A 22,602-nucleotide genomic window follows, 5' to 3' on the forward strand; every position below is an offset into this window, starting at 1 on the left:
AAAACTAGAACGGGTTACAGTTCGATGGAGAAACTGAATTTCGTTCTAGAGGAGGCCGCATGGCGGACCCGGTGATCGTGGAGGCCGTCCGGACCCCGATCGGCAGGCGCGGGGGCCGGCTCGCCGGGCTCAAGCCCATGGCGGTGCTGGCCCACGCGCTGACCGCGCTGGTGCGGCGCTCGGGGATCGACCCGGCCGAGATCGAGCAGGTCTTCTCCGGCTGCGTCACCCAGGCCGGCGAGCAGGGCGGGCACGTGGCCCGCTACGCCTGGCTGTACGCCGGGCTGCCCTGGCCGGCCGGAGTCACCACGATCGACGCCCAGTGCGGCTCCAGCCAGCAGGCCGTGCACCTGGCCGCCGCGATGATCGCCTCGGGCACGGTGGACGTGGCGGTGGCCTGCGGCGTGGAGGTGATGAGCCGGGTGCCGCTGGGCCGCAACGTGTACCCCGACAACCCCCGGCCCGACGACTGGTCGCTGGACATGCCCGACCAGTTCACCGCCGCCGAGCGGATCGCCGGGCGGCGCGGGCTGACCCGCGGGGACCTGGACGCGTTCGGGGTCCGTTCGCAGGCGCTGGCCGCCAAGGCGTGGGCGGACGGCCGGTTCGACCGGGAGGTCGCGCCGATCGAGACGCCGGTGCTGGACGCCGAGGGGAACCCGACCGGCGAGACGCGGACCGTGACCCGCGACGAGGGGCTGCGCGAGACCACCGCCGAGGGCCTGGCCCGGCTCAGGCCGGTGCTCGGCGAGGGGGGCCTGCACACCGCCGGGACCTCCTCGCAGATCTCCGACGGGGCCGCCGCGGTGTTGCTTATGTCACAGCGGAAGGCCGCCGCGCTGGGCCTGCGACCCCGTGCCCGGATCCGCGCGCAGGCCCTCGTCGGGGGCGAGCCCTACTACCATCTCGACGGCCCCGTGCAGGCCACCGAACGGGTCCTCACCAAGGCCGGGATGACCATCTCCGATCCGGACATCTTCGAGGTCAACGAGGCTTTCGCGGCGATCGTGCTGTCGTGGGCGAAGGTGCACGAACCGGACATGGACCGGGTGAACGTCAACGGCGGCGCGATCGCCCTCGGCCACCCCGTGGGGGCCACCGGGGCCCGCCTGATCACCACCGCGCTGCACGAACTGGAGCGCAGGGACGGGGCGACGGCGCTGGTTACCATGTGCGCGGGCGGGGCGCTGTCCACAGCCACCGTCCTCGAACGCTGCTGACCCCTCATCCCGGCATCGGACAAGAGCCAGAGAAGAGCGCGCGTGGCCGTCACACCTGCACCGGAATCCCTCGGCGGGGGCGTTTGGACCGTTCCCGTCCCCATCCCCGGCAATCCCCTGGCCTACACCCTGGTGTACGCGGTGGAGAGCGAGCGCGGACCGGTGCTCGTGGACGCCGGCTGGAACCATCCGGACGCCTGGACGGCGCTGCGCGACGGCCTCGGCTCCCTCGGGCTGGCCGTGGAGGACGTGTACGGGGTGGTGGTGACCCACTTCCACCCCGACCACGCCGGGCTGGCCGGGCGGGTCCGGGAGACCTCCGGGGCGTGGATCGCCATGCACCACGAGGACGCCGAGGTGGTCCGGCGGTTCCACACCAGGGCGGCCGAGATCGGCGACCGCCGGTGGGAGATGGACACGCTGCGCCGGGCCGGGGCGCAGGAGGCCGACCTGGCCGGCTATCCCGAGCAGGGCGAGGGCCGGATCCAGCCGCCCGCCGTGCCGGACCGCGAGCTGGCCGACGGGGAGCTGGTGGACCTGCCGGGCCGCAAGCTGCGCGCGATCTGGACGCCGGGGCACTCCCCCGGCCACATCTGCCTGCACCTGGAGGACGGGGACCGGATCTTCACCGGCGACCACGTGCTGCCGCGGATCACCCCGCACATCGGGCTCTACCCGTACGACCTGCCGGACGTGGACCCGCTGGGGGACTTCCTGAGCTCGCTGGAGCGGGTGGCGGAGATGACGGTCGGCGAGGTGCTGCCCGCCCACCAGTACCGCTTCGAGGGGCTGTCGGACCGCGCCCGGTCGATCATCGACCACCACGAGGAGCGCATGGCGGAGATCGTGGCGCTGCTGTCGGACCGGCCGGTCACCCTGTGGGAGGTGACCGCCGGGATGCAGTGGCGGCACCCGTGGGCGCAGATGCCGGTGACGGCCCGCCGGATGGCCGCCGGGGAGGCGGCAGCCCACCTGCGGACCCTGGAGCGCCGCGGCACGGTGCGCCTCCTGGACGGCGATCCGCTGCGGTTCGTGCTCGCCTGACGTCCCCTTTCGACCGAGGCCGATCCCCGGGATCCCGAAGAGGACCCGGCGACTGCCGTTCCGTCGCGGTCGCCCGCCCCACCCGCGCCACGTACGGCCCGTACCCCTGACCAGGGGGTGCGGGCCGTTCTCTTTACCCCGCATCGGCGCTGATCACACCGGGTCTCCGAGATTTGTCGATCAATGGGATGGACCCTTGTTGAGACTGGAGTCTCATGCTAGAACCGGTTCCAGTAATGCCCGACCAAGCAAGCGCTCAGTAGCAGGACCGACGGGCCATGCGCGCCCCCTCCCACCCCCCGATCGCACCGGACGAAAAGGACCGCTGATGCGCCCTGAGATCGACATCATCGACCCGAGCGTCTACGAGCGAGGCGGCGTGCCGCACGACCAGTTCGCCTGGCTGCGCGACAACGACCCGGTGCACTGGCACCCCGACCCGAACGAGAACGTCCCCGGTTTCTGGGCGGTCACCCGGCACGCCGACGTGGTGCACGTCTCCCGGCACCCCGAGCTGTTCTCCAGCCACGTGCGGGGCTCGCTGTTCGAGGAGTGGTCCGACGACGACGTGGCCCTGTTCGGGATGATGATGCTGTTCCAGGACCCGCCGGACCACACCCGCAACCGGCTCAAGGTCAACCGGGGCTTCACCCCGCGGATGATCAGGCAGCTCGAGGAGCATGTCCGGGACATCTGCCACGAACTGATCGACAACGTCTCCCCGCACGGCCGGGCCGACTTCGCCGAGGACATCGCCGCCCCGCTGCCGGCGTACGTGATCTGCGAACTGCTCGGCGCCCCGCAGTCGGACCGGGAGATGATCTGCGACTGGTCCAACAAGATCATCGGCTTCAACGACCCGGAGCTGGCCGGGGCCCAGGAGGAGGCCGCCAAGCTGTCGGCCGAGCTGATGGCCTACGCCTCCCGGCTGGCCGCCGAGCGCCGGGCCGAGCCGCGCGACGACATCGCCACCAGGCTGCTGCAGCCCGACGAGGACGGCAACGTGCTGTCCGACGAGGAGTTCCAGCTGTTCGTGCTGATGCTGGTGATCGCCGGGCACGAGACCACCCGGACCGGCTCGGTCAACGGCATCCAGGCGTTCTTCGAGCACCCCGACCAGTGGGAGCGGCTGAAGAACGACCGGAGCCTGCTGCGCACCGCCCCCGACGAGATCGTCCGGTGGACCAGCCCGCTCAACCTGTTCCGCCGCACCGCCCTGCAGGACACCGAGCTGGGCGGCAAGCGGATCAGGGCCGGCGACAAGGTCGTGATGTTCTACCCGTCGGCCAACCGGGACGAGCGGGTCTTCACCGACCCGTTCACCTTCGACATCGGCCGCGACCCCAACCCGCACGTCGGGTTCGGCGGCGGCGGCCCGCACTACTGCCTGGGCACCCACCTGGCCCGGCTGGAGCTGCGGGTGCTGTTCGAGGCCGTCCTGGACCGGATGCCCGACATCCGCCCCGCCGGCGAGCCCCGCAGGCTGCGTTCCAACTTCGTCAACGGCATCAAGGAGCTGCGGGTGGAGTTCACCCCCTCACCCCGCCGGGACGGCTCGATGTGAGCTGACCGCCCCATCCCCGAACGAGGAGGTTCGGCATGGCACCCCTGCTCGGCGCCCCCGAGATCAACCTGGTGGACCCGGCCGTCTACGAGCGCGACGGCGTTCCCCACGAGCAGCTGGCCTGGCTGCGGGAGCACGAACCGGTGTTCCGGCACGACGGCGATCCCGAGCGGGGGTGGCCGGCCTTCTGGGCGGTCACCCGGCACGCCGACGTGGTGCACGTCTCCCGGCATCCGGAGCTGTTCTCCTCGTACCGGCGGCTGGCGCTGTTCGACGAGATGGACGAGGAACGGGTGGCGCAGAACCGGCTGATGATGCTCAACCAGGACCCGCCCGAGCACACCCGGCGGCGGGGCATCGTCAACCGGGGCTTCACCCCGCGCGCCATCGAGGCGCTGACCGGGCACGTCCTCGAGATCTGCCGGGAACTGGCGGCGGGGGTGCTGGAACGGGGACCGGAGGCCGACTTCGTCCGCGACCTGGCCGCCCCGCTGCCGCTCCAGGTGATCTGCGAGCTGCTGGGGGCGCCGGTCGAGGACCGGGACAAGATCTTCCACTGGTCCAACACGCTGATCGGGGCCGACGACCCCGACTTCCGCGAGGGCGCGGGCTCCGATCCGCGGCGCGCCGTGGAGGCGGGCAACGAGGCGGCGATGGCGCTGTACGCGTACGCCAACGAACTGGCCGCGCGGCGGCGGGCCGAGCCGCGCGACGACATCGTCACCAGGCTGCTGCGGCCCGGCCCGGACGGACAGGTGCTGGACGGCGACGAGTTCGAGCTGTTCGTGCTGCTGCTGTCGGTGGCCGGCAACGAGACCACCCGCAACGCCGCCTCCGGCGGGATGCTGGCCCTGCTGGAGCATCCCGGGCAGTGGGAACGGCTCAAGGCCGACCCCGCGCTGGTCCGGACCGCCGCCGACGAGATCGTACGCTGGGTGACACCGGTGAACCTGTTCCGCCGGACCGCCGTACGGGACACCGAGCTGGGCGGGCGGCGGATCAGGGAGGGCGACAAGGTCGTCGTCTTCTACGCCTCGGCCAACCGGGACGAGCGGGTCTTCACCGACCCGTTCGCGTTCGACGTGGGCCGGGACCCCAACCCGCACGTGGGGTTCGGGGGCGGCGGGCCGCACTACTGCCTGGGCGTCCATCTCGCCCGGCTTGAGCTGCGCGCCCTGTTGCAGACACTTTTGGACACCATGCCTAACATGGAACTCACCGGTAACGTTCGCCGACTAAGGTCGTACTTCATCAACGGTGTCAAGGAGATGCCGGTCCGGGTCGCCCCGCGGTCCTGATCCGGCGCCTTGCGGCCCGCAGCGGGCCAGGACAGAACAGGGGTGGTGCGTGAGCGGGGATGTGGACGAGCCTTTGCGCGTGGCCCTGCTCTCGTACCGGAGCAAGCCGCACTGCGGCGGCCAGGGCGTGTACCTGCGGCACCTGAGCCGGGAACTGGCCGCCCTCGGCCACCGGGTGGAGATCTGGTCCGGCCAGCCCTATCCGGAGCTGGACCGCGACGACATCACGCTGACCAAGATCCCGAGCCTGGACCTGTACCGGGAGCCGGACCCGTTCCGCACCCCGGCGCTGGGCGAGTACCGGGACTGGATCGACGTGCTGGAGTTCGCCCACATGAAGACGGGCGGGTTCCCCGAGCCGCTGACGTTCAGCCTGCGGGTGCTGCGCGAGCTGCGCCGCCGCCGGCACGACTTCGACGTGGCGCACGACAACCAGGTGCTCGGGCTGGGCAACCTCGGCATCCCCCGGCTGGGGCTGCCGCTGGTGACCAGCATCCACCACCCGATCAGCGTGGACCGGCGGATCGAGCTGGAGGCCGCCAAGGGCCTGCGGCAGCGGCTGGGCAAGCGCCGCTGGTACGGGTTCGTGACGATGCAGGCGCAGGTGGCCCGGCGGGTCGGCACCATCCTCACGGTGTCGGAGTCCTCCAAGATCGACATCGTCAAGGACTTCAAGGTCGACCCGCGCGACATCGAGATCCTGCCGCTGGGCGTCGACACCCGGATCTTCCATCCGCGCGGCGACCGCGAACCCGGCCGGATCGTGGCGATGGCCAGCGCCGACTCCCCGCTCAAGGGCGTGGACGTGCTGCTGCGCGCGGTCGCCAAGCTGGCCACCGAACGCGACGTGCACCTGGTCGTGGTCAGCAAGCCGCAGAAGAACGGCCCCACCGAGCGGCTGGTGCGCGAGCTGGCGCTGGGCGAGCGGGTGCGGTTCGTGTCCGGGGTCTCCGACGAGGAGCTGGGCGGGCTGCTGGCCTCCGCCGAGATCGCCGTGGTCCCGTCCCGCTACGAGGGCTTCTCGCTGCCCGCCGTGGAGCACATGGCCTCCGGCACCCCGCTGGTCGCCAGCCGCGCCGGCGCGCTGCCGGAGGTGGTCGGGGACGCGGCGGTGCTGGTCGAACCGGGCGACGCCGAGGAACTGGCCGCCACGCTGCGCCGGCTGCACGACTCCCCCGCGGAGCGGGCCCGGCTCAGCGAGGCGGGACTGGCCCGCGTCGCCGAGCGGTACGCCTGGCCCGCGGTGGCGCGGGCGACCGTCGAGCACTACCGGGCGGCCATCGCCCGCCAGAACTACCTGCGGTTGGCCGCAGGGGCGGCCCGGGCAGGCGCGGACCTCCGCTCGCCCAAGGCCGTTCGCCACAGGGCCGCGCGAGCGTCCCGCTAGGAAGGAGCACCACCCTGCTGACCGTGGATTTCCAGCGGTTCCCCGTCATCCCCGGGGAGCACGTGCTGGACATGGGCTGCGGCGCCGGACGGCACGCCTTCGAGCTGTACCGGCGGGGAGCGCACGTCGTCGCGTTCGACATCGACCAGGGCGAGCTGGACGGCGTGGAGAAGATGTTCGGCGCGATGCGGCTGGAGGGCGAGGTCCCCGAGGGGGCCACCGCCCGCACCGTCCAGGGCGACGCCCGGGACCTGCCGTTCCCCGACGACAGCTTCGACAAGATCATCGCCTCCGAGGTGCTGGAGCACATCCCCGACGACATGAGCGCGATGCGGGAGCTGCTGCGGGTGCTCAAGCCCGGGGGGCGGCTGGCCGTGACGGTGCCGAGCTGGCTGCCGGAGCGGATCTGCTGGGCGCTGTCGGAGGAGTACCACACCGCCCCCGGCGGGCACGTGCGGATCTACACCCGGGCCGAGCTGGAGGCCAAGCTCAAGTCGCTGGGCTTCCGGGTCGACGGCCACCACCACGCGCACGGGCTGCACACCCCGTACTGGTGGATCAAGTGCGCGGTCGGGGTGAACAACGACGGCAACCCGCTGGCCAAGGCCTACCACCAGCTGCTGGTGTGGGACATCATGAAGCGCCCGCTGCCGACCCGGCTGGCCGAGGCGGTGCTCAACCCGGTGCTGGGCAAGAGCGTGGTGGTCTACTTCACCAAGCCCTCCACGCCCGGCCGTCCCGAGGACGTCGCCGGCAGGGAGACGGCGGATGCGGTCTGAGGCCCCGGTCCACGAACCCCCCTCAGTGCCCGGGGTGGTGACCGCCGAGGACATGGTGGCCACCGCCCGCAGCATCGTCGCCCAGCAGGAGCCGTCCGGCGCCATCCCCTGGTTCGCCCCCACGAACGGGGTCCCCGGCCACGTGGACGCCTGGAACCACGTCGAGGCCGCCATGGCGCTCACCACCGCCGGGCTGAACGGGCCCGCGCGCAGGGCGTACGAGTGGCTGGCCTCGGTGCAGCGGCCGGACGGGTCCTGGCCCGCCAAGTGGGTGCTGGGCGAGGTCACCGAGCCGGGCGGCGAGTCCAACCACGCCGCCTACGTGGCGGTCGGGGTGTGGCACGAGCTGCTGATGACCGGGGACGAGGACTTCGCCCGGCGGATGTGGCCGACCGTCCGCCGGGCGATCGAGTTCACCCTGGGCCTGCAGACCACCCGCGGCGAGATCCTGTGGATCCGCCATCCGGACGGCGCCGCCGCCGACCACGCCCTGCTGACCGGCTGCTCGTCGATCTACCAGTCGCTGCGCTGCGCGGTGGCGCTGGGCGAACGGCTGGGCGACCCGCAGCCGGACTGGGAGCTGGCCGCCGACCAGCTCGGCCATGTGGTGGCCCGGCATCCGGAGGCGTTCGCCGACAAGAGCCGCTGGTCGATGGACTGGTACTACCCGGTGCTGGCCGGCCCGGTGCGCGGCGCGGACGCCGCCCGCCGGCTGGCCGAGGGCTGGGACGTCTTCGTGGTGGAGGGCCTGGGCTGCCGCTGCGTCAGCGACCAGCCGTGGGTGACCGCCGCCGAGAGCTGCGAGCTGGTGCTGGCCCTGGACGCCGCCGGGGACCGCGACCGCGCCCTGGAGCTGTTCGCCACGATCCAGCACCTGCGGCACGAGGACGGCTCGTACTGGACCGGCTGGCAGTTCGAGAACCGGCGGCACTTCCCCGGGGACCGCTCCACCTACACCGCCGCCGCCGTCATCCTGGCCGCCGACGCCCTCTGCGGCCGGACCCCCGGCTCCCGCCTCTTCAAGGAGATCGCCGGCCGCCCCCTCGGGCCGTCGGAGCCCTCCGACCCGGCCGCCTGCGGCTGCGTCCCGGCCACCCCGACCCGTACAGCCAACCCCATCCGCACGCGTATCTGATTGCCGCGGCGGAGCCGCGGCGGCGAGCGGGCCTGGGGACGCGTGGTCGTTCGTCGTCGCGGTTCAAGATCGCTCGTTCCTCGCGATCTTGAACCGCTCCTCCTCACGACCACGCGGGCCCGCTCGCGGCGGCCTTCAGGACCTTCGGGCGCGAGGCCCTTGGCGGCTTCGGTGCAAGGTCGCCGAAAGTGGAGGGGCCGGGTGCGAGGTTCTCGGCGGGGTCGCGGAACGTGGAACGGGCCGGATGCCTCAGCGTCCGGCCCGTTCGGGGTTTCATTCAGGCGACGGGGTTCTTGTCGTTGATGCGTTCCAGGACTCTCAGGGAGCCCTGGACCCGGCGTTCGGTGAAGGCGCCGGAGGCCAGGGCGCGCTGGTAGACGTGGTAGGGGGCCTGGCCGCCGTCCTTGGGGTCGGGGAAGACGTCGTGGATGCACAGGGCTCCGCCGACCATGACCCAGGGGGACCAGTTCTCGTAGTCGGCCTGGGCGAGGTCCTCGGCGTGACCGCCGTCGATGAACAGCAGGGACAGCGGGGTGCGCCAGAGCTTCGCGACGGCGGCGGAGGTGCCGACGACGGCGATGACCTCGTCCTCCAGGCCGGCGGCGCCGATGGTGCGGCGGAAGGTGGGGAGGGTGTCCATCCGGCCGGTGCGCGGGTCGACCAGGGTGGGATCGTGGTACTCCCAGCCGGCCTGGTTCTCCTCGGAGCCGTGGTGGTGGTCGACGGTCACCAGCACGGTGCCGACCCGGCGGGCGGCGGCGCCGAAGTAGATCGCCGACTTGCCGCAGTAGGAGCCGATCTCCAGCATCGGGCCCTTGGCGCCGTAGTCCAGGGCGGTCTCGTAGAGCGCGCGGCCCTCGTCGGGGGGCATGAAGCCCTTGGCCGACTGGGCGGCGCGCAGCAGGTCCGCCGGCATGGGCGGGTGTCCGGTGGTCCCGGAGGCGGTGACGCCGTCCGTTGCCGTCTCAGTCATCTTCTCCTCCGGCGGGCACTGTAGCCCGCTGCGTGGTGGCCGGGTCCGGGCGGGTCCGGCCGGGCCCGGCGGGACTCGGCGGGACTCGGCAGGGTTCGTCCTCGGTGAGACGTTCGCCGTCCGCGGCGGACTCCGCCCGGGGGGCGGATGTCAGATTGATCACACTCGTGGCGGGCGGTCTTCTTGCGCCGTTTAGTAGAACGTGTTCTATTTTGACTCGTCGGACGAGAACGGGTACCGGCCCGGGGTGACCGAACGTCGTTCTGTATCGTGACGCCGAGCACGTTCCCCGGATCCGTCGGCGGCCCGCCGGGAACCAGATCGAGGAGCAGCACCATGCGAGTGAAAGTCGACCCCCTGGTCTGCGAGGCCAACGGCGTCTGCGTCGGGCTGGCCCCCGAGGTGTTCGACCTGGACGACGACGACCGGCTGCACATCCTGCAACCGGTTCCCTCCGCCGACCAGGTGGACCGGGTGCGGCACGCGGTGCGGTCCTGCCCCAAGGCCGCGCTCACGCTGGACGAGTAACCTTCCGTACCCACTTCCCCTTCCCGGGCACCTCGACGCCCCCCTTGAGCGGAGGACCCCATGGCTCGTGCTGCGGTACTGCACGCGGTCGGCGACAAGACCCTCGACCTGCGGGACGACATCACGCCGATCGACCCCGGACCGGACGACGTGCGAGTGCGGATCCGCGCCACCGGCGTGTGCCACTCGGACCTGTCGGTGATGACCGGGGTGCTGCCGGCCACGCTGCCGGCCGTGCTGGGCCACGAAGGGGCGGGCGAGGTCGTCGCGGTGGGCGACCGGGTGACCGGGATCAGGCCGGGCGACCACGTCGTGATCAACTGGACGCCCAACTGCGGGGTGTGCGGCTACTGCGACAGCGGCCGGCCGTACCTGTGCACGGTGTTCGTCGGGCGGGCGTTCCGCGACGCGAAGTTCCGGCAGGGCGACGCCGACCCCGGCGTCTACGCGATGGCCGGGTGCGGCACCTTCGCCGAGGAGATCACCGTGCCCCGGCTGGGCGTCATCAAGATCGCCGACGACGTGCCGTTCGAGTACGCGGCGCTGCTCGGCTGCGGGCTGCCCACCGGGCTCGGCGCGGTCTTCAACACCGCCGCGCTGCGGCCCGGCGCCACGGTCGCGGTGGTGGGCGCCGGGGGCGTCGGGCTGTCGGTGATCCAGGGGGCCCGGATCGCCGGGGCCTCGACCATCCTGGCCGTCGACCCCAACACCGCCAAGCACCCGACCGCCCTGGACTTCGGCGCCACCCACACCGCCACCCTGGACGACCTGGCGGACGTGAAGGCCGAGCTGGCCCCCCGCGGCTTCGACCACGTCTTCGAGGTGGTGGGCCGGGCGGCGGCGATCGAGACCGCCTACGGCCTGGCCGGGCGCGGCGGCGAGGTGATCGTGGTGGGCGTGGCCCCCGGCTCGGAGAAGGTCACGCTCAACCCGTTCCAGCTGGTGTTCGACGGCAAGACGGTCAAGGGCTCGCTGTACGGGGAGTGCGACCTGGTCCGGGACGTCCCGCGCTTCGTGAACCTGTGGCGGGCCGGGCGGCTGGACATCGAGCGGCTGATCACCCGGCGGATCAGGTTCGAGGAGCTGAACGACGCCATCGCCACGCTGGAGCGCGGCGAGGCGATCCGCCAGGTCGTCCTCTTCGACTGAGCCCGTTCGCCCGGCCCCCGAAGGACGGGGCGCCCGACCGGGAGATCACTACCGGCCCCCCATCACCTCATGTCACCATTCTCCGTGGAGAGTCGGAATTCGACGACTGGGTCTTGGGGTCATCGGTGACGTTCCTGCGTGTTCTCACCGGCGTGCCGTTCGCCGTGGCGGCGGTGTGCGCCGCGGGCGCGGTGACCGCTCCCGCGGCGGCCGCCGCGCCCGCGCCCGTCCGGCAGGTGCACGACATCCAGGGGGCGGCGCACGTCTCGCCGCTGCTGGGCGAGCGGGTGACCGGGGTGCCCGGCGTGGTGACCGCGACCACCGAGAACGGCTTCTGGATGCAGGGCACCCGGCCGGACCGCGACCCCGCCACCTCCGAGGGCGTCTACGTGTTCACCCGCACCCGGCCCGTCGTCGCGGCGGGCGACGAGGTGCGGGTGGACGGGGTGGTGGGCGAGTTCCGTCCCGGCGGGCCGGACTCGCCCAACCTGTCGCGCACCGAGATCGAGGCCACCGCGACGACGCTGGTCCGGCGCGGGGCGCCGCTGCCCGCCCCCACCGTGCTCGGGCCCAGGGGACGCCGCGCGCCCGGCGAGGTGATCGACGACGACGTGCGCGGCGACGTGGAGACCTCCGGCAGGTACGAGCCCGGCCGGGACGGGCTGGACTTCTACGAGTCGCTGGAGGGCATGCTGGTGGCCGTGGACGACGCGGTCGCCACCGGGCCCCGTTCCGACTACGGCGAGATCCCCGTGCTGCCCGCCGGCGGCGAGGGGGCGGGGCCGCGCACCTACCGCGGCGGCATCCTGGCGCGGCCCGACGACGCCAACCCCGAACGCGTCGTCCTCGACGACACCCTGCTGCCGCTGCCCGCCATGGACGCCGGCGACCGGCTGCCGGGCCGCACGCTGGGGGTGCTGGACTACAGCTTCGGCGACTACAAGCTGCTGGCGACCTCGGTGCCGCGGGTCGGCGACGAGTCCCGGGCTCCCGGCCGGGCCCGCCCGCAACAGCCCGGTGAGGTCGCCGTGGCCACGTACGCGCTGCGCGACCTGGACCCCGGCGACCCCGAGGAACGGTTCACCGCCATCGCCCACCAGATCGTGACCGGGCTGGCCGCGCCCGACCTGCTCGTGGTGACCGGGCTGCAGGACAACAGCGGCCCGGACGCCGACGGGACGGTGGCCGCCGACCAGACCGTCGCCCAGTTGGTGGCGGCGATCTCGGCGGCGGGCGGCCCCGCGTACGACTGGCGGTCCATCGACCCGCAGGACGGGGCGGACGGCGGCGAGGCCGGGGGGAACGGCCGGATCGGGTTCCTGTTCCGCACCGACCGGGGGCTGGCGTTCGTGGACCGGCCCGGCGGCACCGCCACGACGCCCACCGCGCCGGTACGGGTCGGCGCCGGGGAGGCGGGGCTGTCGTCCAGTCCCGGCCGGGTGGACCCGCTGAACCCGGCCTGGCGGGCGGTGCGCAAGCCGCTGGCGGGCGAGTTCGTCTGGCGGGGACGGCGGCTGCTGGTCGTCGGCAACCACTGGACGGCGCGCGGCGCCGACGACGCCGGTTATGTGCGCCGCCGCCCGCCGCTGCGGCCCAGCGAGCCCGCCCACGCCGCGCAGGCCCGCGTCGTGGCCGGTTTCGTCAAGTCGCTGCGGGCGGTGCAGCCGGACGCCCGGGTGATCGTGGCCGGGGACCTGAACTCCGGCGACCGCTCCCCCGCGCTGCGCACCCTGACCAAGGACGCCGGTCTGCGCAACCTGGTGGCCGAGTTGCCCGAGGACCGCCGTTACACGACGATCACGAACGGGAACGCCCAGGCCACCGACCACATCCTGGTCAGCCCGGCGCTGGCCCGCCGCCCGCACGAGGTCGAGATCGTCCACATGAACGCCGAGTACGCCGGGCGGGTCGGCGACCACGATCCCGCCCTGGTCCGGCTGCGCCCGGACTGACCGGTCCTCCGGGCCGCGACGGTCCGAGCCGGGCCCCTGGATCCGGGCGCACGCGGGCCGATCCGAACGTCCCGCGCATCCGCGCCACCGCCGACGGCTCGGATCCGGGCGCACCCGGATTGACCCATTCCGGTCCTCCGGCAACCGGATTTCTGGGGGACCCTGAATCGGGGCGTCGTTTTCCCCCGTCGTCTCCGGGCATCCGCCGGTCGTCAAGACGACCGGGAGGAGGGCCCCATGGCGTACCGGTATCGGCCGGGCATCAGCCTGTTCGGGCTCATCTATCTGATCATCGGCGTGTTCGTCGCCTGGGACCGCGGCTACATCGACCTGGAACTGCTGCGCCGCGTGGGCAGCGCCCTGCTGGCGATCCTGCTGTGGTTCCTGGTCCTGCTCGGTGTGGACCTCCACATCGACGGCGACTGACCCGCACCCCCTGGGGAACCCGAGACCGGCTCAGACCGTCCACTCCCCGCCCGACGGTCTGAGCCTGTGCTTCCGGGGGCGACCCCGGATCCCCACCAGAGGCCCCGCCCCTCCCCGCCAGGGCGGGGCCTCTCCTCGTCCGGCTCACCCCGCGGACAGCGCCGTGTACCCGGCGGGGGAATGGCCGGGGCGGACAGGCCGGGCATACGGTGCGTACCGGAATCGGTACCGGAAGGAGTCCCAGCATGATCGGCACCCCCGACTGCCCCGACAACTGCGGCTGCACCTCCACCGGCGGAATCCTGGCGATCATCCGCACCGCGTTCACCGTCGCCCGGGGCATCCTCCGGTCGCTGTAGACCGGTCCGGTCACCCGGTGAACGCGTCCGGGTGGACGAACAGCCCCGGCATGCCGCCGGTGTGCCAGAACAGCACGTCCCCGTCCACGGGCAGACGGCCGGAACGGACGAGGCCGAGCAGGCCCGCGGCGGCCTTGCCCGTGTAGACCGGGTCCAGCAGGATTCCCTCGGTCCGCGCCAGCAGCCGTACGGCCTCGGCCATCTCGTCGGTCGCGATCCCGTAGCCAGGTCCCAGCCAGTCGCCGTGCACCTCGCGGCCGCCCTCGGGCGGGTCCACGCCCAGCAGCCGCGAGGTGGCGGCGACCAGTTCGTCGACCCGCGCCCGGGTGCGGTCGGCCGGCTCGTACACGGCGATCGCCTCCACCCGGGCGTCCAGGCCGGCCAGTGCCGCTCCGACGCACAGCCCGGCGGTCGTCCCGGCGGTGCTGGCCGCCACCACGATCCGATCGAAGCGCACGGGAACGCGTTCGGCCTGGGCGGCGAGCTCGACGGCGGCGTTCACGTAGCCGAGCGTGCCGATCTCGTTGGAGCCGCCGGGCGGGATCTCGTAGGCGGGGCCGATCTCCGCCAGCGCCCCGGCGATCTCGTCGGCGTCGTCCACGATCCGCACCCGGGCGCCCAGCAGCCCGTCCAGCAGCACGTTCCCGGAGGTCTCGTACAGCTCGTCGGAACGCGGCACCGAACGGGTCAGCAGCAGCTCGCAGCGCAGCCCCAGCCGGGCGCAGGCCGCGGCGGTCTGCCGGGCGTGGTTGGACTGCACCGCCCCGTAGGTCACGACCGTCCGGTGCCCCTCGGCGACCGCACGGCCGAGCAGGTACTCCAGCTTGCGGGTCTTGTTGCCGCCGGCGGCCAGGCCGGTGCAGTCGTCGCGCTTGATCCAGATGCGCGGCCCGCCGAGCGCCTCGGACAGGCGGTCGCAGCGTTCCAGCGGGGTCGGCAGATGCCCCAGCCGGACGCGCGGGAACGACTCCAGGGTCTCGATCACGGCAGCGGCCTCCGCCAGAACGTGGGGGTCTCCCCCCGGTGGTCACCGGTCACGCCCACGGCCAGCAGCTCGCCGGAGGCCGGGGCCAGCGCGGTCAGCCACTGGTCGCCCGCCCCGCTCAGGCCGGTGCCGCCCGCCGGGACCCGCCGCCAGGAACGGCCGTCCGAGGTCGCCCACACCAGCACGTCGCGCGCTCCCGGCCTCCCGGCGCTCCCGGCGACGACGAGCCCCCGCGAGGTCGCGGTCACGGCGGTCAGCGACGCGCCCGCCCCCACGTCGGGCAGCCACCCGGCCTGCCAGGTCCGGCCGCCGTCCGCGGACACCGCCACGAAGGGCTGCGGCACCCCGCCGTTCACCGAGCCCGTCCCGGTCGCCACCACCAGGCCCGCCCGGGCGGCGACCCGGCCGAGCGATCCCGAGGTGAGGCCGGGCGGCAACGGCACCTCCAGATGGCTCCACTTCCTGCCGTCCGCCGAGGTCCAGGCGGCGGGCCTGTCGGGAACGGAACGCGCCCCCACCGCGACGTACCCGCCGGGCACGGCCGTCACGTCGTGCATGCGGCCCTCACCGGTGTCGGTGCCGCGCGTCCAGGTCTTCAGGTCGGTGGAGTGCCAGGCGGCGGCCCACCGGTCATCGCGGCCCACCGCCACATAACCGCCCGGCCCGTGCGCGGCCGCCAGGGGGGAGCCCTTGCCCGGCAGCGCCGCGCCCTTCGTCCACGCCATGCCGTCGCCGGAGGTGAAGACCAGCTGGCCGTCGCCGCTGCGGCCCACCGCCAGCCATCCTGCGGGCCCGTGCACCGCGTCCGTCAGCCAACGTCGTGCCCGCGGGTCGGCCTCCAGCCCCGAGACCCGGGTCCAGCTCCGGCCGTCCGGGGACGACCATGCGGCGGCCTGGCCGTTGGTGCTGCCGACCGCCAGCAGCCGGGGACCGGCGGCCAGCGCGTGGACCGCCCGTTCCGGACGGATCGCCCCGGGCACCGCCGCCAGGCGGATCTCCCCGCCGGACGTCGCCAGGTACGGGTCGGGGCCGCGCCGCCCCGCCAGGACCGCGCCGCCGCCGAGCGCCGCCAGCCCGGCGACCTCGGTCCCGTCCACCTCGACGGCACGCCGCCAGGCCCGGCCGTCCGGGCTGGTCAGCACGGCCTTCCGGCCGCGCCCGACATCGACGAGCGCGGCCAGTCCCCCGGGCGATCCGGCCAGCCGCTCCAACCGCCCGTAGCCGCCGGTGCGCACCTGCCCGACCGGGGTCCAGCGCCGCCCGTCCGGCGAGTGCCAGACCACCGCGTACCGCTCGGTGGTGCGGCGGTTCCGCGGCCCGGTGGTGCGCTTGGCCTCACGGGCGGCGAACAGCCCGCGAGGACCGCCGGCCAGGCCGGTCAGACCGCCGGAGGACCCCTGGGCCTGCGGCGGGCGCACCGGGCTCCAGGTACGGCCGCCGTCGCCGGAGACCCAGTGGCCGGTCTCCTCGACGGTCCGGGTCGTGCGCCGCTCCCGGCCGCCCCGGCGTTCGGTCCCGGTGACCTTGACGCGGACCGTGCCGTGCACCGCCGTGATCGCGCCGAACGCGGTGACGCCGTCGAGGCGGCGGACCTCCTCGCCCAGGGCGGGCCGGTCGACCCGCTGCCAGGAGGCCCCGTCCGCGCTGGTCCACAGCACGCCCCGGGTCCCCTCGCCGGTGCCGGTGGTGCCCACGGCCACGAACCCGGTGGCGGTACGGGCCAGCCCCAGCACCTGGTCCCCGGGGGCGAACAGGCCGCCGCGCCGGGTCCAGGTCAGGCCGTCCGGGCTGGTCCACACGACGGTCTGGGCGGCGCCCTCCGGCTGCGGGGCGACCGGCCCTCCGACGGCCGCCCACCGGCCCGCGCCTCCGGCCAGCCGGTGCGGGATCTCCCCCGGCGGCGGCTCGGCCCCGCCGGCGTCCCGGACCCGCGCGGTCCGCCAGGTGCGCCCGGCGTCGGCGGACACCAGGAACCGGCCCCGGTCCGGGCCTCCGGTCTCGCCGCCGACCGCGATCACCGTCCCGCCCTCCCCGGCCACCGCGGTGAGGCGCTGGTCCAGCCCGTCGGCCGCGGCCGGGTCCACGGCGAACCACCGGTCCGCCAGGACGGCCTCGGCCCGCTGCGGCGGGCGCGGCGCGGGCTCGTCCTCTCCGCCGAGCACCGCGAAGCCCACCGTCCCGCCCGCCACCACGACGGCCACCGCCGCGGCCGGCAGCACGAGACGGGGCCAGGTGCGGCCACGCCGGGGCGGCGGCAGCGCCCCGATCCTGGGCGACCTGACGACGGGAGGCCGGGGCGCCGCCGGAACCGCCGGTGCGGATCCGGGAACGGCCTGCTCGCGCGGAAGGACCTCCGTGCTCCCCGTGCTCTCCGTGCTCTGCGGGACCTGCGGGTGGACGGCGGGCTCGGGCGGCGGGGCGGTCGCGACGGTGTGCACCCAGTCCACCCCCGCCCGGTGCCACACGGCGTGCGAACGCTGCCAGGGCGAGGCGCCGGGAGCGCCGCGCGCGGGGCCGGTCTCCTCCTGCGCCCCGCCCGGACGGGCCCGTCGGCCCGCGTTCCGCCGCGGCTCCGCGGACCCCGCAGGCTCGGCGGACCCCGCGGGCTCGGCGGCCTCCACCCGCGGGAACGGCTCGGTCGGGCTGTCCTCCGAAGTAGCCGTCACCTTGCTCCCCCTCCTACGGAGAACGTGCGCCGGTCACCGGGACGGACGGCCGGCGTTCACGGTCGCCCGGACCTCCGCGCGCACACCATCGTGGCGCAGCCCCGCCCCCCGCCGCCCGCAGGTCCGGAAAATGAACGATCTTGATTTGGCACCCGGTGCCCCGGCTCCACCGGCCGCGCACGGTTCACTACGCTCGGCCCCGTGATCGCGCTGACGACGCTGCGCGCCTGGGCCGCGCGCGGTGAAGAGGTACTGGCCCCCGGCGACGAGCTGGTCTGGGTGCCCGGCGGCTCCGACGACGACGCGCTGGCGGTGCTGGAGCAGGCCCGCGACGTCCTCGGCGACGCCCAGGTCGTCGCCCTGACCCTGGATCCCGCGCCGGCCGGGCCGCACCCGCCCCGGGCGGTCGACCTGCGGCACGTCGCCGCCGTCCGGTACGCCCGCCGCGCCCCCGACGGCCGGTACGTCGCGCTGCTGGAACGCCCGCCGGTCGCCGAGGCGCTGGACCTGCTGCCGCATCCGGAGGGCGGCTGGTTCCGGGAGACCTGGCGGACCGCGGTGACGTTCCGCCCGCCGGGCTACCCGGGCGAGCGGGCCTCCGCCACCGGGATCTACTTCTTCCTGCCGCCCGGCGAGGAGTCCATGTGGCACGTGGTCCGCTCGGACGAGGTGTGGTTCCACCACCACGGCGACCCGCTGGTGCTGGATCTGGGCGGCACCGGCGAGCGTCCCGGCCCCGCCGAGCCGGTCCTGCTGGGCCCGGACGTGACCGGCGGCCAGCGCCCGCAGGCCCTGGTCCCGGCCGGCACCTGGCAGGCCGCCCGCCCGGACGGCCCCCGCGGCACCCTGGTCAGCTGCGTCGTCTCCCCGGGCTTCGACTTCGCCGACTTCCGCGCCTGAGCCCGGGGATCCCCGTCCGGCGCATCGGGCGGGCCGCCCGCGCGGCGGCCCGCCCGGATCGCGGTCAGCCCCGGCGGGCGGTCGCCATCAGCACGTGCTCGACCAGGGTGATCAGGACCTGCTTGGCCGACTCCCGGGTGCGCACGTCGGTGGTGATCACCGGCACGTCGTCGTCCAGGTCGAGGGCGGCGCGGATCTGCTCGGGGGCGTACAGCTTGGCGCCCTCGAAGTGGTTGACCGCCACGATGAACGGCAGGCCGCGGCGTTCGAAGTAGTCCACCGAGGCGAAGCAGTCGGCCAGCCGGCGGGTGTCGACCAGCACCACCGCGCCCAGCGCGCCCTGCGCCAGCTCGTCCCACATGAACCAGAACCGGTCCTGGCCCGGGGTGCCGAACAGGTACAGCACCAGGCCGGTGGGCAGGGTGATGCGGCCGAAGTCCATGGCGACCGTGGTCGTGGTCTTGCCCGACACCATGGCCGTGTCGTCGACCCCGATGCTCTTCTCGGTGAGCATCGCCTCGGTGCGCAGCGGCCGGATCTCGCTGACCGCGCCCACCAGGGTGGTCTTGCCGACACCGAACCCCCCGGCGACCAGGATCTTGACCGCCAGGGACGACTCGCGCGGATCGCCCGCCGTGCCCGGCACGGGGCCCGCGGGGTCAGAGCGCATGGAGTCCATCGATCACTTCCTTGAGTACGCGCTCGTTGGGGAACTGTGCGACCGGAGCCGGGCGGCGTACCCGGATCAGGCCGTGATCGAGCAGGTCGCCGAGCAGCACCCGGACCACGCCGAGGGCGAGGTCCAGCTCGGAGGCCACCTCCGCCACCGACAGCGGCGTACGGCACAGTTCACAGATGGTGAGGTGTTCGGGCGAACGCGGCAGGCGCTCGCCGTGCCCGTCCCCGGCGGGGCCGGGCTCGTCGACGGTCTCGACGATGGCGATCAGGTCGAAGTCGCTGCCCGCGGGCCTGGTGCGGCCGCCGGTCAGCGCGTACGGGCGCACCACCGGGCCCGACTCGTGGTCGAGCCATTCGGTGTCGCGCCCGGCGGCGTGGCGGTGCGGCGGCTCGGCGTCGTCAGGCATGGTGCTCCGCCAGTGCCGCCCGCGGGTTGGCCGACAGGTGCCTGCCCACCCGGGTCACCAGCATGGCCATCTCGTAGGCGATGACGCCGACGTCGGCGTCCGCCTCGGCCAGCACGGCCAGTGCGGCGCCCTGCCCCGCCGCGGTCACGAACAGGAACGCCGACTCCATCTCCACGATGGTCTGCCGGGGGGCGCCGCCGCCGAACTCCTGGCCGGCGCCCCGGGACAGGCTCTGGAAGCTGGCGGCCACCGCGGCCAGCCGCTCGGCGTCCTCCCGGTCCAGTCCGCGTGAGGAGGCGATCCGCAGCCCGTCGTTGGACAGCACCACCGCGTTGCGCACCTGGGCCACGCTGTCGACGAGATTGTCCAGCAGCCAGTTCAGCTCACCGCCGGAGTTCGCGACGTCCGTCATTGACCATCCTCCTGTGTCCCCTGGCCCTCTTCGGCTTCGGCCCGTCCACGCTGCCAGCCCCGCTGCATGGCGGCCATCCTGGCGCGTACGGCCGCGAGCCCGTCCTCGTCGGGACCGACCGCCCGCCGCGCGCCCCCCGAGACCACCGGCTGAGGCCCGGTCTCGTCGCGCAGTCTGGGCGCCAGGTTCTCCTGTCGGCGCCGACGGGGCAACCCGTCGGGCGTCATCTCCACCGGCGCGCGATGCGCACCGGCCCGCGTCGGCTCGGCGGCCCCGGCCCGGTCCGCCGCCTCCGCAGAACCGTCCGCACCGTTCGCAGCGGCGTCCTCGCTCCGCTCGGGCGCCCTGCCGCCCGTGGGGAGACGACCCCCCACACCCCCCGAGGAGGGCGCAGCGGCGTCCTCGCTCCGCTCGGGCGCCCTGCCGCCCGTGGGGAGACGACCCCCCACACCCCCCGAGGAGGGCGCAGCGGCGTCCTCGCTCCGCTCGGGCGCCGTGCGGCCCCGGCCGGAGCGCCGCCGTCGCGGCAGCTCGTCCGGCAGGTCGGCCCGCCGGTCGTCGTCCGCGCGCGGGCGCGACGGCTCCTCCGGGTCGGCGACGGCGCGCACCGGCGTCACCGTCTGCACCGCCCGCTGCGGGCCGGTGGCCGCCGACGGTCCCTCGGCGGCGGCCGGCACCCGGGCCGGGGTGGGGCCGGGCAGCTGGGCGCGCAGCTCGGCGGGCGGCAGGCCGCCGGACGGCGACTCCACGATCAGGTCGGCGGGCACCAGCACGATGGCGGTGGTGCCGCCGTACGGCGAGGGCCGCAGCGACACCTTGATGTCGTGCCGCTCGGCCAGCCGGGCCACCACGAACAGGCCGAGCCGGCCCAGGTCCGACAGGTCGAACTCGGGCGGGTCGGCCAGCCGGCGGTTCAGCTCCTCCAGCGTCTCGGCCTTGAGCCCGAGGCCGCGGTCCTCGATCTCCACCACGAACCCGTTCGGCACCAGCTGGCCGGTGATCCGCACCGGGGAGCCGGGCGGGGAGAACAGGGTGGCGTTCTCGATCAGCTCGGCCAGCAGGTGGATGGTGTCGGCGACCGCGTTGCCGGCCAGCGCGGCGGCCGGCATGGACAGCACGCTGACCCGGGGGTAGTCCTCGACCTCGGCGACCGCGCCGCGCACCACGTCCACCAGCGGCACCGGGGACCGCCAAGTCCGCCCGGCGGTCTTGCCGGCCAGGATGACCAGGCCCTCGGCGTGCCGCCGCATGCGGGTGGCCAGGTGGTCCAGCCGGAACAGGTCCGCCAGCTCGTCGGGGTCCTCGGTGCGCCGTTCCATCGTGTCCAGCAGGCTGAGCTGGCGGTGCACCAGCGCCTGGTTGCGGCGGGCCAGCGTCACGAACACCTCGTTGACGGCCTGCCGGGTCCGGCTCTCCCGGGCGACGGCCTCCACCACCGCCCGGGCGGCGGCCAGGAACGCCTCGTTGATCCGGGCGATCTCGGTGACCTGCAGGTTCTGGCGGGGCAGCCGGACGTCGGGGTCGATCGGCTCGCCGCGCTGCACCCGCCCGGTCAGCGCGGGCAGGTACTCGTCGGTGAAGGCGGCCACCGAACGGGAGACCCGGCGGCTCTCGCCGATCACCCGGCGGCCGATCCGCCAGGCCAGCGCGGTGGCGGCGATCATGGCGATCAGGCCCAGCCCGGCCGCGGCGGCCAGCTGCCCGTAGATGCGCAGCTCGATCGCCTCGGCCCGGTCGTTGGTGTGCTCCACCACGTGCGCCTCCAGGTCCGCCAACCTGGTGATCACGATCTCCGAGGCGGTGTGCCAGGTGCCCAGGTCGATCGGCGGGCGGCGGTCGGCCTCGTCGGCGGTCAGCAGCTGCTGCTCCAGCCGCTGCACCCGGGCGTAGTCCGGCCCGGCCAGGAACTCCTCGTAGTGGCCGCGGGCCTCCTCGTCCAGGCTGGGCAGGACGTCGGCGATCATGAACTCCTTGGCGCCGTTCAGCCGCTCGAAGGCGTCCAGCTCCTCGGCGGACCACCGGCCCGCCGACAGCACCCCGGTGATCAGCGCGTCCTGGCGGGTATACAGCTCGCGGATCCGGCCGAGCCGCAGCACGTTCTGCAGGTCCTCGCCGATGTGCCCGTCGGAGACGCTCAGCCCCTTGAAGATGTCGGTGACGCCGTCGATCAGCGCCGAGTAGTCCTCCAGCACCTGTGCCCGGGACACCCCGCGCTGGTCGACCAGCCGGCGCAGCGCGTCCACCTCGGCCATCCGGCCGATCATCGCGTCCAGCCGGCGCAGCGCGTCGGGGTCCATGCCGTCGCGCAGTCCCCCGTCGGCGCCGGCGGCCCGGAACGCCCGCCGGGCCGCGTCGGTCTTGACCCGCTGCGCGTCCAGCCCGGAGCGGTCCAACGTCCGGTCGCCGAGCAGGGCGATCGACATGCGGCGCTCGTGCTGCAGCGCGCTCAGCAGCGCCATCGCGGGAACCGCCGCCTTGGTGCTGAACTCGCGGGCGTCGTACAGCTCCCGCGCCTGGCCGTACGCGGCCACGGTCACGCCCGCCCACAGGCTCGCCAGGGCGGCCAGCGGGACGACCAGGAGCACGACGATCTTGGTACGGATCGACTGGGTTCTGGCCGGCGTGGTGTCGGAGGCCATCACGCCTCGTGACCCATCATGACGGGGACCCTCCCGATTGGTGTCGGTACGGGGGTTCCGGGAGCTTACTACGTCCGCGCCCGATGTCACGGATCATCCTC

19 protein-coding genes are annotated in these 22,602 nt (G+C 74.1%); 12 read left to right on the forward strand and 7 right to left on the reverse strand.

The features are described 5' to 3' along the window. Positions 1 to 59 precede the first annotated feature (59 nt). From HNR21_RS31430 to HNR21_RS31460, 7 genes are all read left to right on the forward strand, one after another. Positions 60 to 1,220 (forward strand): steroid 3-ketoacyl-CoA thiolase, encoded by a 1,161-nt coding sequence (locus tag HNR21_RS31430; protein WP_182708004.1) that lies wholly within the window; start codon positions 60 to 62, stop codon positions 1,218 to 1,220. Positions 1,221 to 1,262: 42 nt separating this feature from the next. Continuing rightward, positions 1,263 to 2,264: an MBL fold metallo-hydrolase gene (locus HNR21_RS31435; protein WP_182708005.1), complete on the forward strand. Its 1,002-nt coding sequence runs from the start codon at positions 1,263 to 1,265 to the stop codon at positions 2,262 to 2,264. A gap of 328 nt (positions 2,265 to 2,592) precedes the next feature. Further along, positions 2,593 to 3,828: a cytochrome P450 gene (locus HNR21_RS31440; RefSeq protein WP_182708006.1), complete on the forward strand. Its 1,236-nt coding sequence runs from the start codon at positions 2,593 to 2,595 to the stop codon at positions 3,826 to 3,828. A 35-nt stretch (positions 3,829 to 3,863) separates the two neighbouring features. Then, positions 3,864 to 5,126, forward strand: a complete 1,263-nt coding sequence (locus tag HNR21_RS31445; protein ID WP_182708007.1) for a cytochrome P450 — start codon at positions 3,864 to 3,866, stop codon at positions 5,124 to 5,126. 79 nt (positions 5,127 to 5,205) lie between these two features. Then, the gene (locus HNR21_RS31450; protein ID WP_312881452.1) at positions 5,206 to 6,513 is read left to right on the forward strand and encodes a glycosyltransferase family 4 protein; all 1,308 of its coding nucleotides are present in this window, start codon (positions 5,206 to 5,208) and stop codon (positions 6,511 to 6,513) included. A 14-nt stretch (positions 6,514 to 6,527) separates the two neighbouring features. Beyond that, the gene (locus HNR21_RS31455) at positions 6,528 to 7,292 is read left to right on the forward strand and encodes a class I SAM-dependent methyltransferase (RefSeq protein ID WP_182708931.1); all 765 of its coding nucleotides are present in this window, start codon (positions 6,528 to 6,530) and stop codon (positions 7,290 to 7,292) included. After that, positions 7,282 to 8,427, forward strand: a complete 1,146-nt coding sequence (locus tag HNR21_RS31460; RefSeq protein WP_182708009.1) for a prenyltransferase/squalene oxidase repeat-containing protein — start codon at positions 7,282 to 7,284, stop codon at positions 8,425 to 8,427. The genes HNR21_RS31455 and HNR21_RS31460 overlap by 11 nt, the downstream gene beginning before the upstream one ends. 277 nt (positions 8,428 to 8,704) lie before the next feature. Here HNR21_RS31460 and HNR21_RS31465 read toward each other — a convergent pair whose 3' ends face one another. Beyond that, positions 8,705 to 9,400 (reverse strand): class I SAM-dependent methyltransferase, encoded by a 696-nt coding sequence (locus HNR21_RS31465; RefSeq protein WP_182708010.1) that lies wholly within the window; start codon positions 9,398 to 9,400, stop codon positions 8,705 to 8,707. Positions 9,401 to 9,736: 336 nt separating this feature from the next. Here HNR21_RS31465 and HNR21_RS31470 point away from each other — a divergent pair, with 336 nt between their 5' ends. The 4 genes from HNR21_RS31470 (at position 9,737) to HNR21_RS31485 (ending at position 13,455) form a co-directional block, all read left to right on the forward strand. Then, complete coding sequence (locus tag HNR21_RS31470) at positions 9,737 to 9,928, forward strand: ferredoxin (RefSeq protein ID WP_119729085.1); 192 nt, start codon at positions 9,737 to 9,739, stop codon at positions 9,926 to 9,928. 60 nt (positions 9,929 to 9,988) lie between these two features. Then, on the forward strand, positions 9,989 to 11,077 hold the full coding sequence (locus tag HNR21_RS31475; protein WP_182708011.1) for a Zn-dependent alcohol dehydrogenase: 1,089 nt from the start codon (positions 9,989 to 9,991) through the stop codon (positions 11,075 to 11,077). Between the two features lie 125 nt (positions 11,078 to 11,202). Beyond that, the gene (locus HNR21_RS31480) at positions 11,203 to 13,029 is read left to right on the forward strand and encodes a DUF8508 domain-containing protein (RefSeq protein ID WP_312881453.1); all 1,827 of its coding nucleotides are present in this window, start codon (positions 11,203 to 11,205) and stop codon (positions 13,027 to 13,029) included. Positions 13,030 to 13,266: 237 nt separating this feature from the next. Next, positions 13,267 to 13,455, forward strand: a complete 189-nt coding sequence (locus tag HNR21_RS31485; protein ID WP_119729083.1) for a hypothetical protein — start codon at positions 13,267 to 13,269, stop codon at positions 13,453 to 13,455. Positions 13,456 to 13,824: 369 nt separating this feature from the next. Here HNR21_RS31485 and HNR21_RS31490 read toward each other — a convergent pair whose 3' ends face one another. Together HNR21_RS31490 and HNR21_RS31495 are read right to left on the reverse strand one after the other, a co-directional pair. Next, positions 13,825 to 14,799 carry a D-cysteine desulfhydrase family protein gene (locus HNR21_RS31490; protein WP_312881455.1) on the reverse strand — a complete coding sequence of 325 codons (975 nt, stop codon included), beginning with the start codon at positions 14,797 to 14,799 and terminating at the stop codon, positions 13,825 to 13,827. Then, complete coding sequence (locus HNR21_RS31495; protein ID WP_182708012.1) at positions 14,796 to 17,465, reverse strand: hypothetical protein; 2,670 nt, start codon at positions 17,463 to 17,465, stop codon at positions 14,796 to 14,798. Before HNR21_RS31495 ends, HNR21_RS31490 begins: the two co-directional genes overlap by 4 nt. 201 nt (positions 17,466 to 17,666) lie before the next feature. On the opposite strand from HNR21_RS31495, the gene HNR21_RS31500 reads away from it, so the two are divergent. Then, positions 17,667 to 18,365, forward strand: coding sequence for a cupin domain-containing protein (locus HNR21_RS31500; protein ID WP_312881458.1), 699 nt, complete (start codon positions 17,667 to 17,669; stop codon positions 18,363 to 18,365). Between the two features lie 64 nt (positions 18,366 to 18,429). On the opposite strand, the gene HNR21_RS31505 is transcribed toward HNR21_RS31500, so the two are convergent. From HNR21_RS31505 to HNR21_RS31520, 4 genes are read right to left on the reverse strand one after another with little or no spacing between them, the layout of a single operon-like run. Then, a complete protein-coding gene (locus HNR21_RS31505) occupies positions 18,430 to 19,044 on the reverse strand; it encodes a GTP-binding protein (RefSeq protein ID WP_182708013.1) in 615 nt (204 codons plus the stop codon). Then, a complete protein-coding gene (locus HNR21_RS31510; protein WP_182708014.1) occupies positions 19,025 to 19,450 on the reverse strand; it encodes a DUF742 domain-containing protein in 426 nt (141 codons plus the stop codon). The genes HNR21_RS31505 and HNR21_RS31510 overlap by 20 nt, the downstream gene beginning before the upstream one ends. After that, positions 19,443 to 19,862, reverse strand: coding sequence for a roadblock/LC7 domain-containing protein (locus HNR21_RS31515; protein WP_119729080.1), 420 nt, complete (start codon positions 19,860 to 19,862; stop codon positions 19,443 to 19,445). The genes HNR21_RS31510 and HNR21_RS31515 overlap by 8 nt, the downstream gene beginning before the upstream one ends. Beyond that, on the reverse strand, positions 19,859 to 22,501 hold the full coding sequence (locus HNR21_RS31520; RefSeq protein WP_182708015.1) for a sensor histidine kinase: 2,643 nt from the start codon (positions 22,499 to 22,501) through the stop codon (positions 19,859 to 19,861). The genes HNR21_RS31515 and HNR21_RS31520 overlap by 4 nt, the downstream gene beginning before the upstream one ends. Positions 22,502 to 22,602: the final 101 nt, after the last annotated feature.

The organism is Thermomonospora cellulosilytica (assembly GCF_014138835.1).
GTDB lineage: Bacteria > Actinomycetota > Actinomycetes > Streptosporangiales > Streptosporangiaceae > Thermomonospora > Thermomonospora amylolytica.

Coding starts and splice junctions, on each gene's coding strand:
- HNR21_RS31485 (WP_119729083.1), top strand. CDS start 13,267: ATGGCGTACCGGTATCGGCCGGGCATCAGCCTGTTCGGGCTCATCTAT.
- HNR21_RS31460 (WP_182708009.1), top strand. CDS start 7,282: ATGCGGTCTGAGGCCCCGGTCCACGAACCCCCCTCAGTGCCCGGGGTG.
- HNR21_RS31520 (WP_182708015.1), bottom strand. CDS start 22,501: ATGGCCTCCGACACCACGCCGGCCAGAACCCAGTCGATCCGTACCAAG.
- HNR21_RS31470 (WP_119729085.1), top strand. CDS start 9,737: ATGCGAGTGAAAGTCGACCCCCTGGTCTGCGAGGCCAACGGCGTCTGC.
- HNR21_RS31465 (WP_182708010.1), bottom strand. CDS start 9,400: ATGACTGAGACGGCAACGGACGGCGTCACCGCCTCCGGGACCACCGGA.
- HNR21_RS31475 (WP_182708011.1), top strand. CDS start 9,989: ATGGCTCGTGCTGCGGTACTGCACGCGGTCGGCGACAAGACCCTCGAC.
- HNR21_RS31510 (WP_182708014.1), bottom strand. CDS start 19,450: ATGCCTGACGACGCCGAGCCGCCGCACCGCCACGCCGCCGGGCGCGAC.
- HNR21_RS31445 (WP_182708007.1), top strand. CDS start 3,864: ATGGCACCCCTGCTCGGCGCCCCCGAGATCAACCTGGTGGACCCGGCC.
- HNR21_RS31515 (WP_119729080.1), bottom strand. CDS start 19,862: ATGACGGACGTCGCGAACTCCGGCGGTGAGCTGAACTGGCTGCTGGAC.
- HNR21_RS31440 (WP_182708006.1), top strand. CDS start 2,593: ATGCGCCCTGAGATCGACATCATCGACCCGAGCGTCTACGAGCGAGGC.
- HNR21_RS31505 (WP_182708013.1), bottom strand. CDS start 19,044: ATGGACTCCATGCGCTCTGACCCCGCGGGCCCCGTGCCGGGCACGGCG.
- HNR21_RS31430 (WP_182708004.1), top strand. CDS start 60: ATGGCGGACCCGGTGATCGTGGAGGCCGTCCGGACCCCGATCGGCAGG.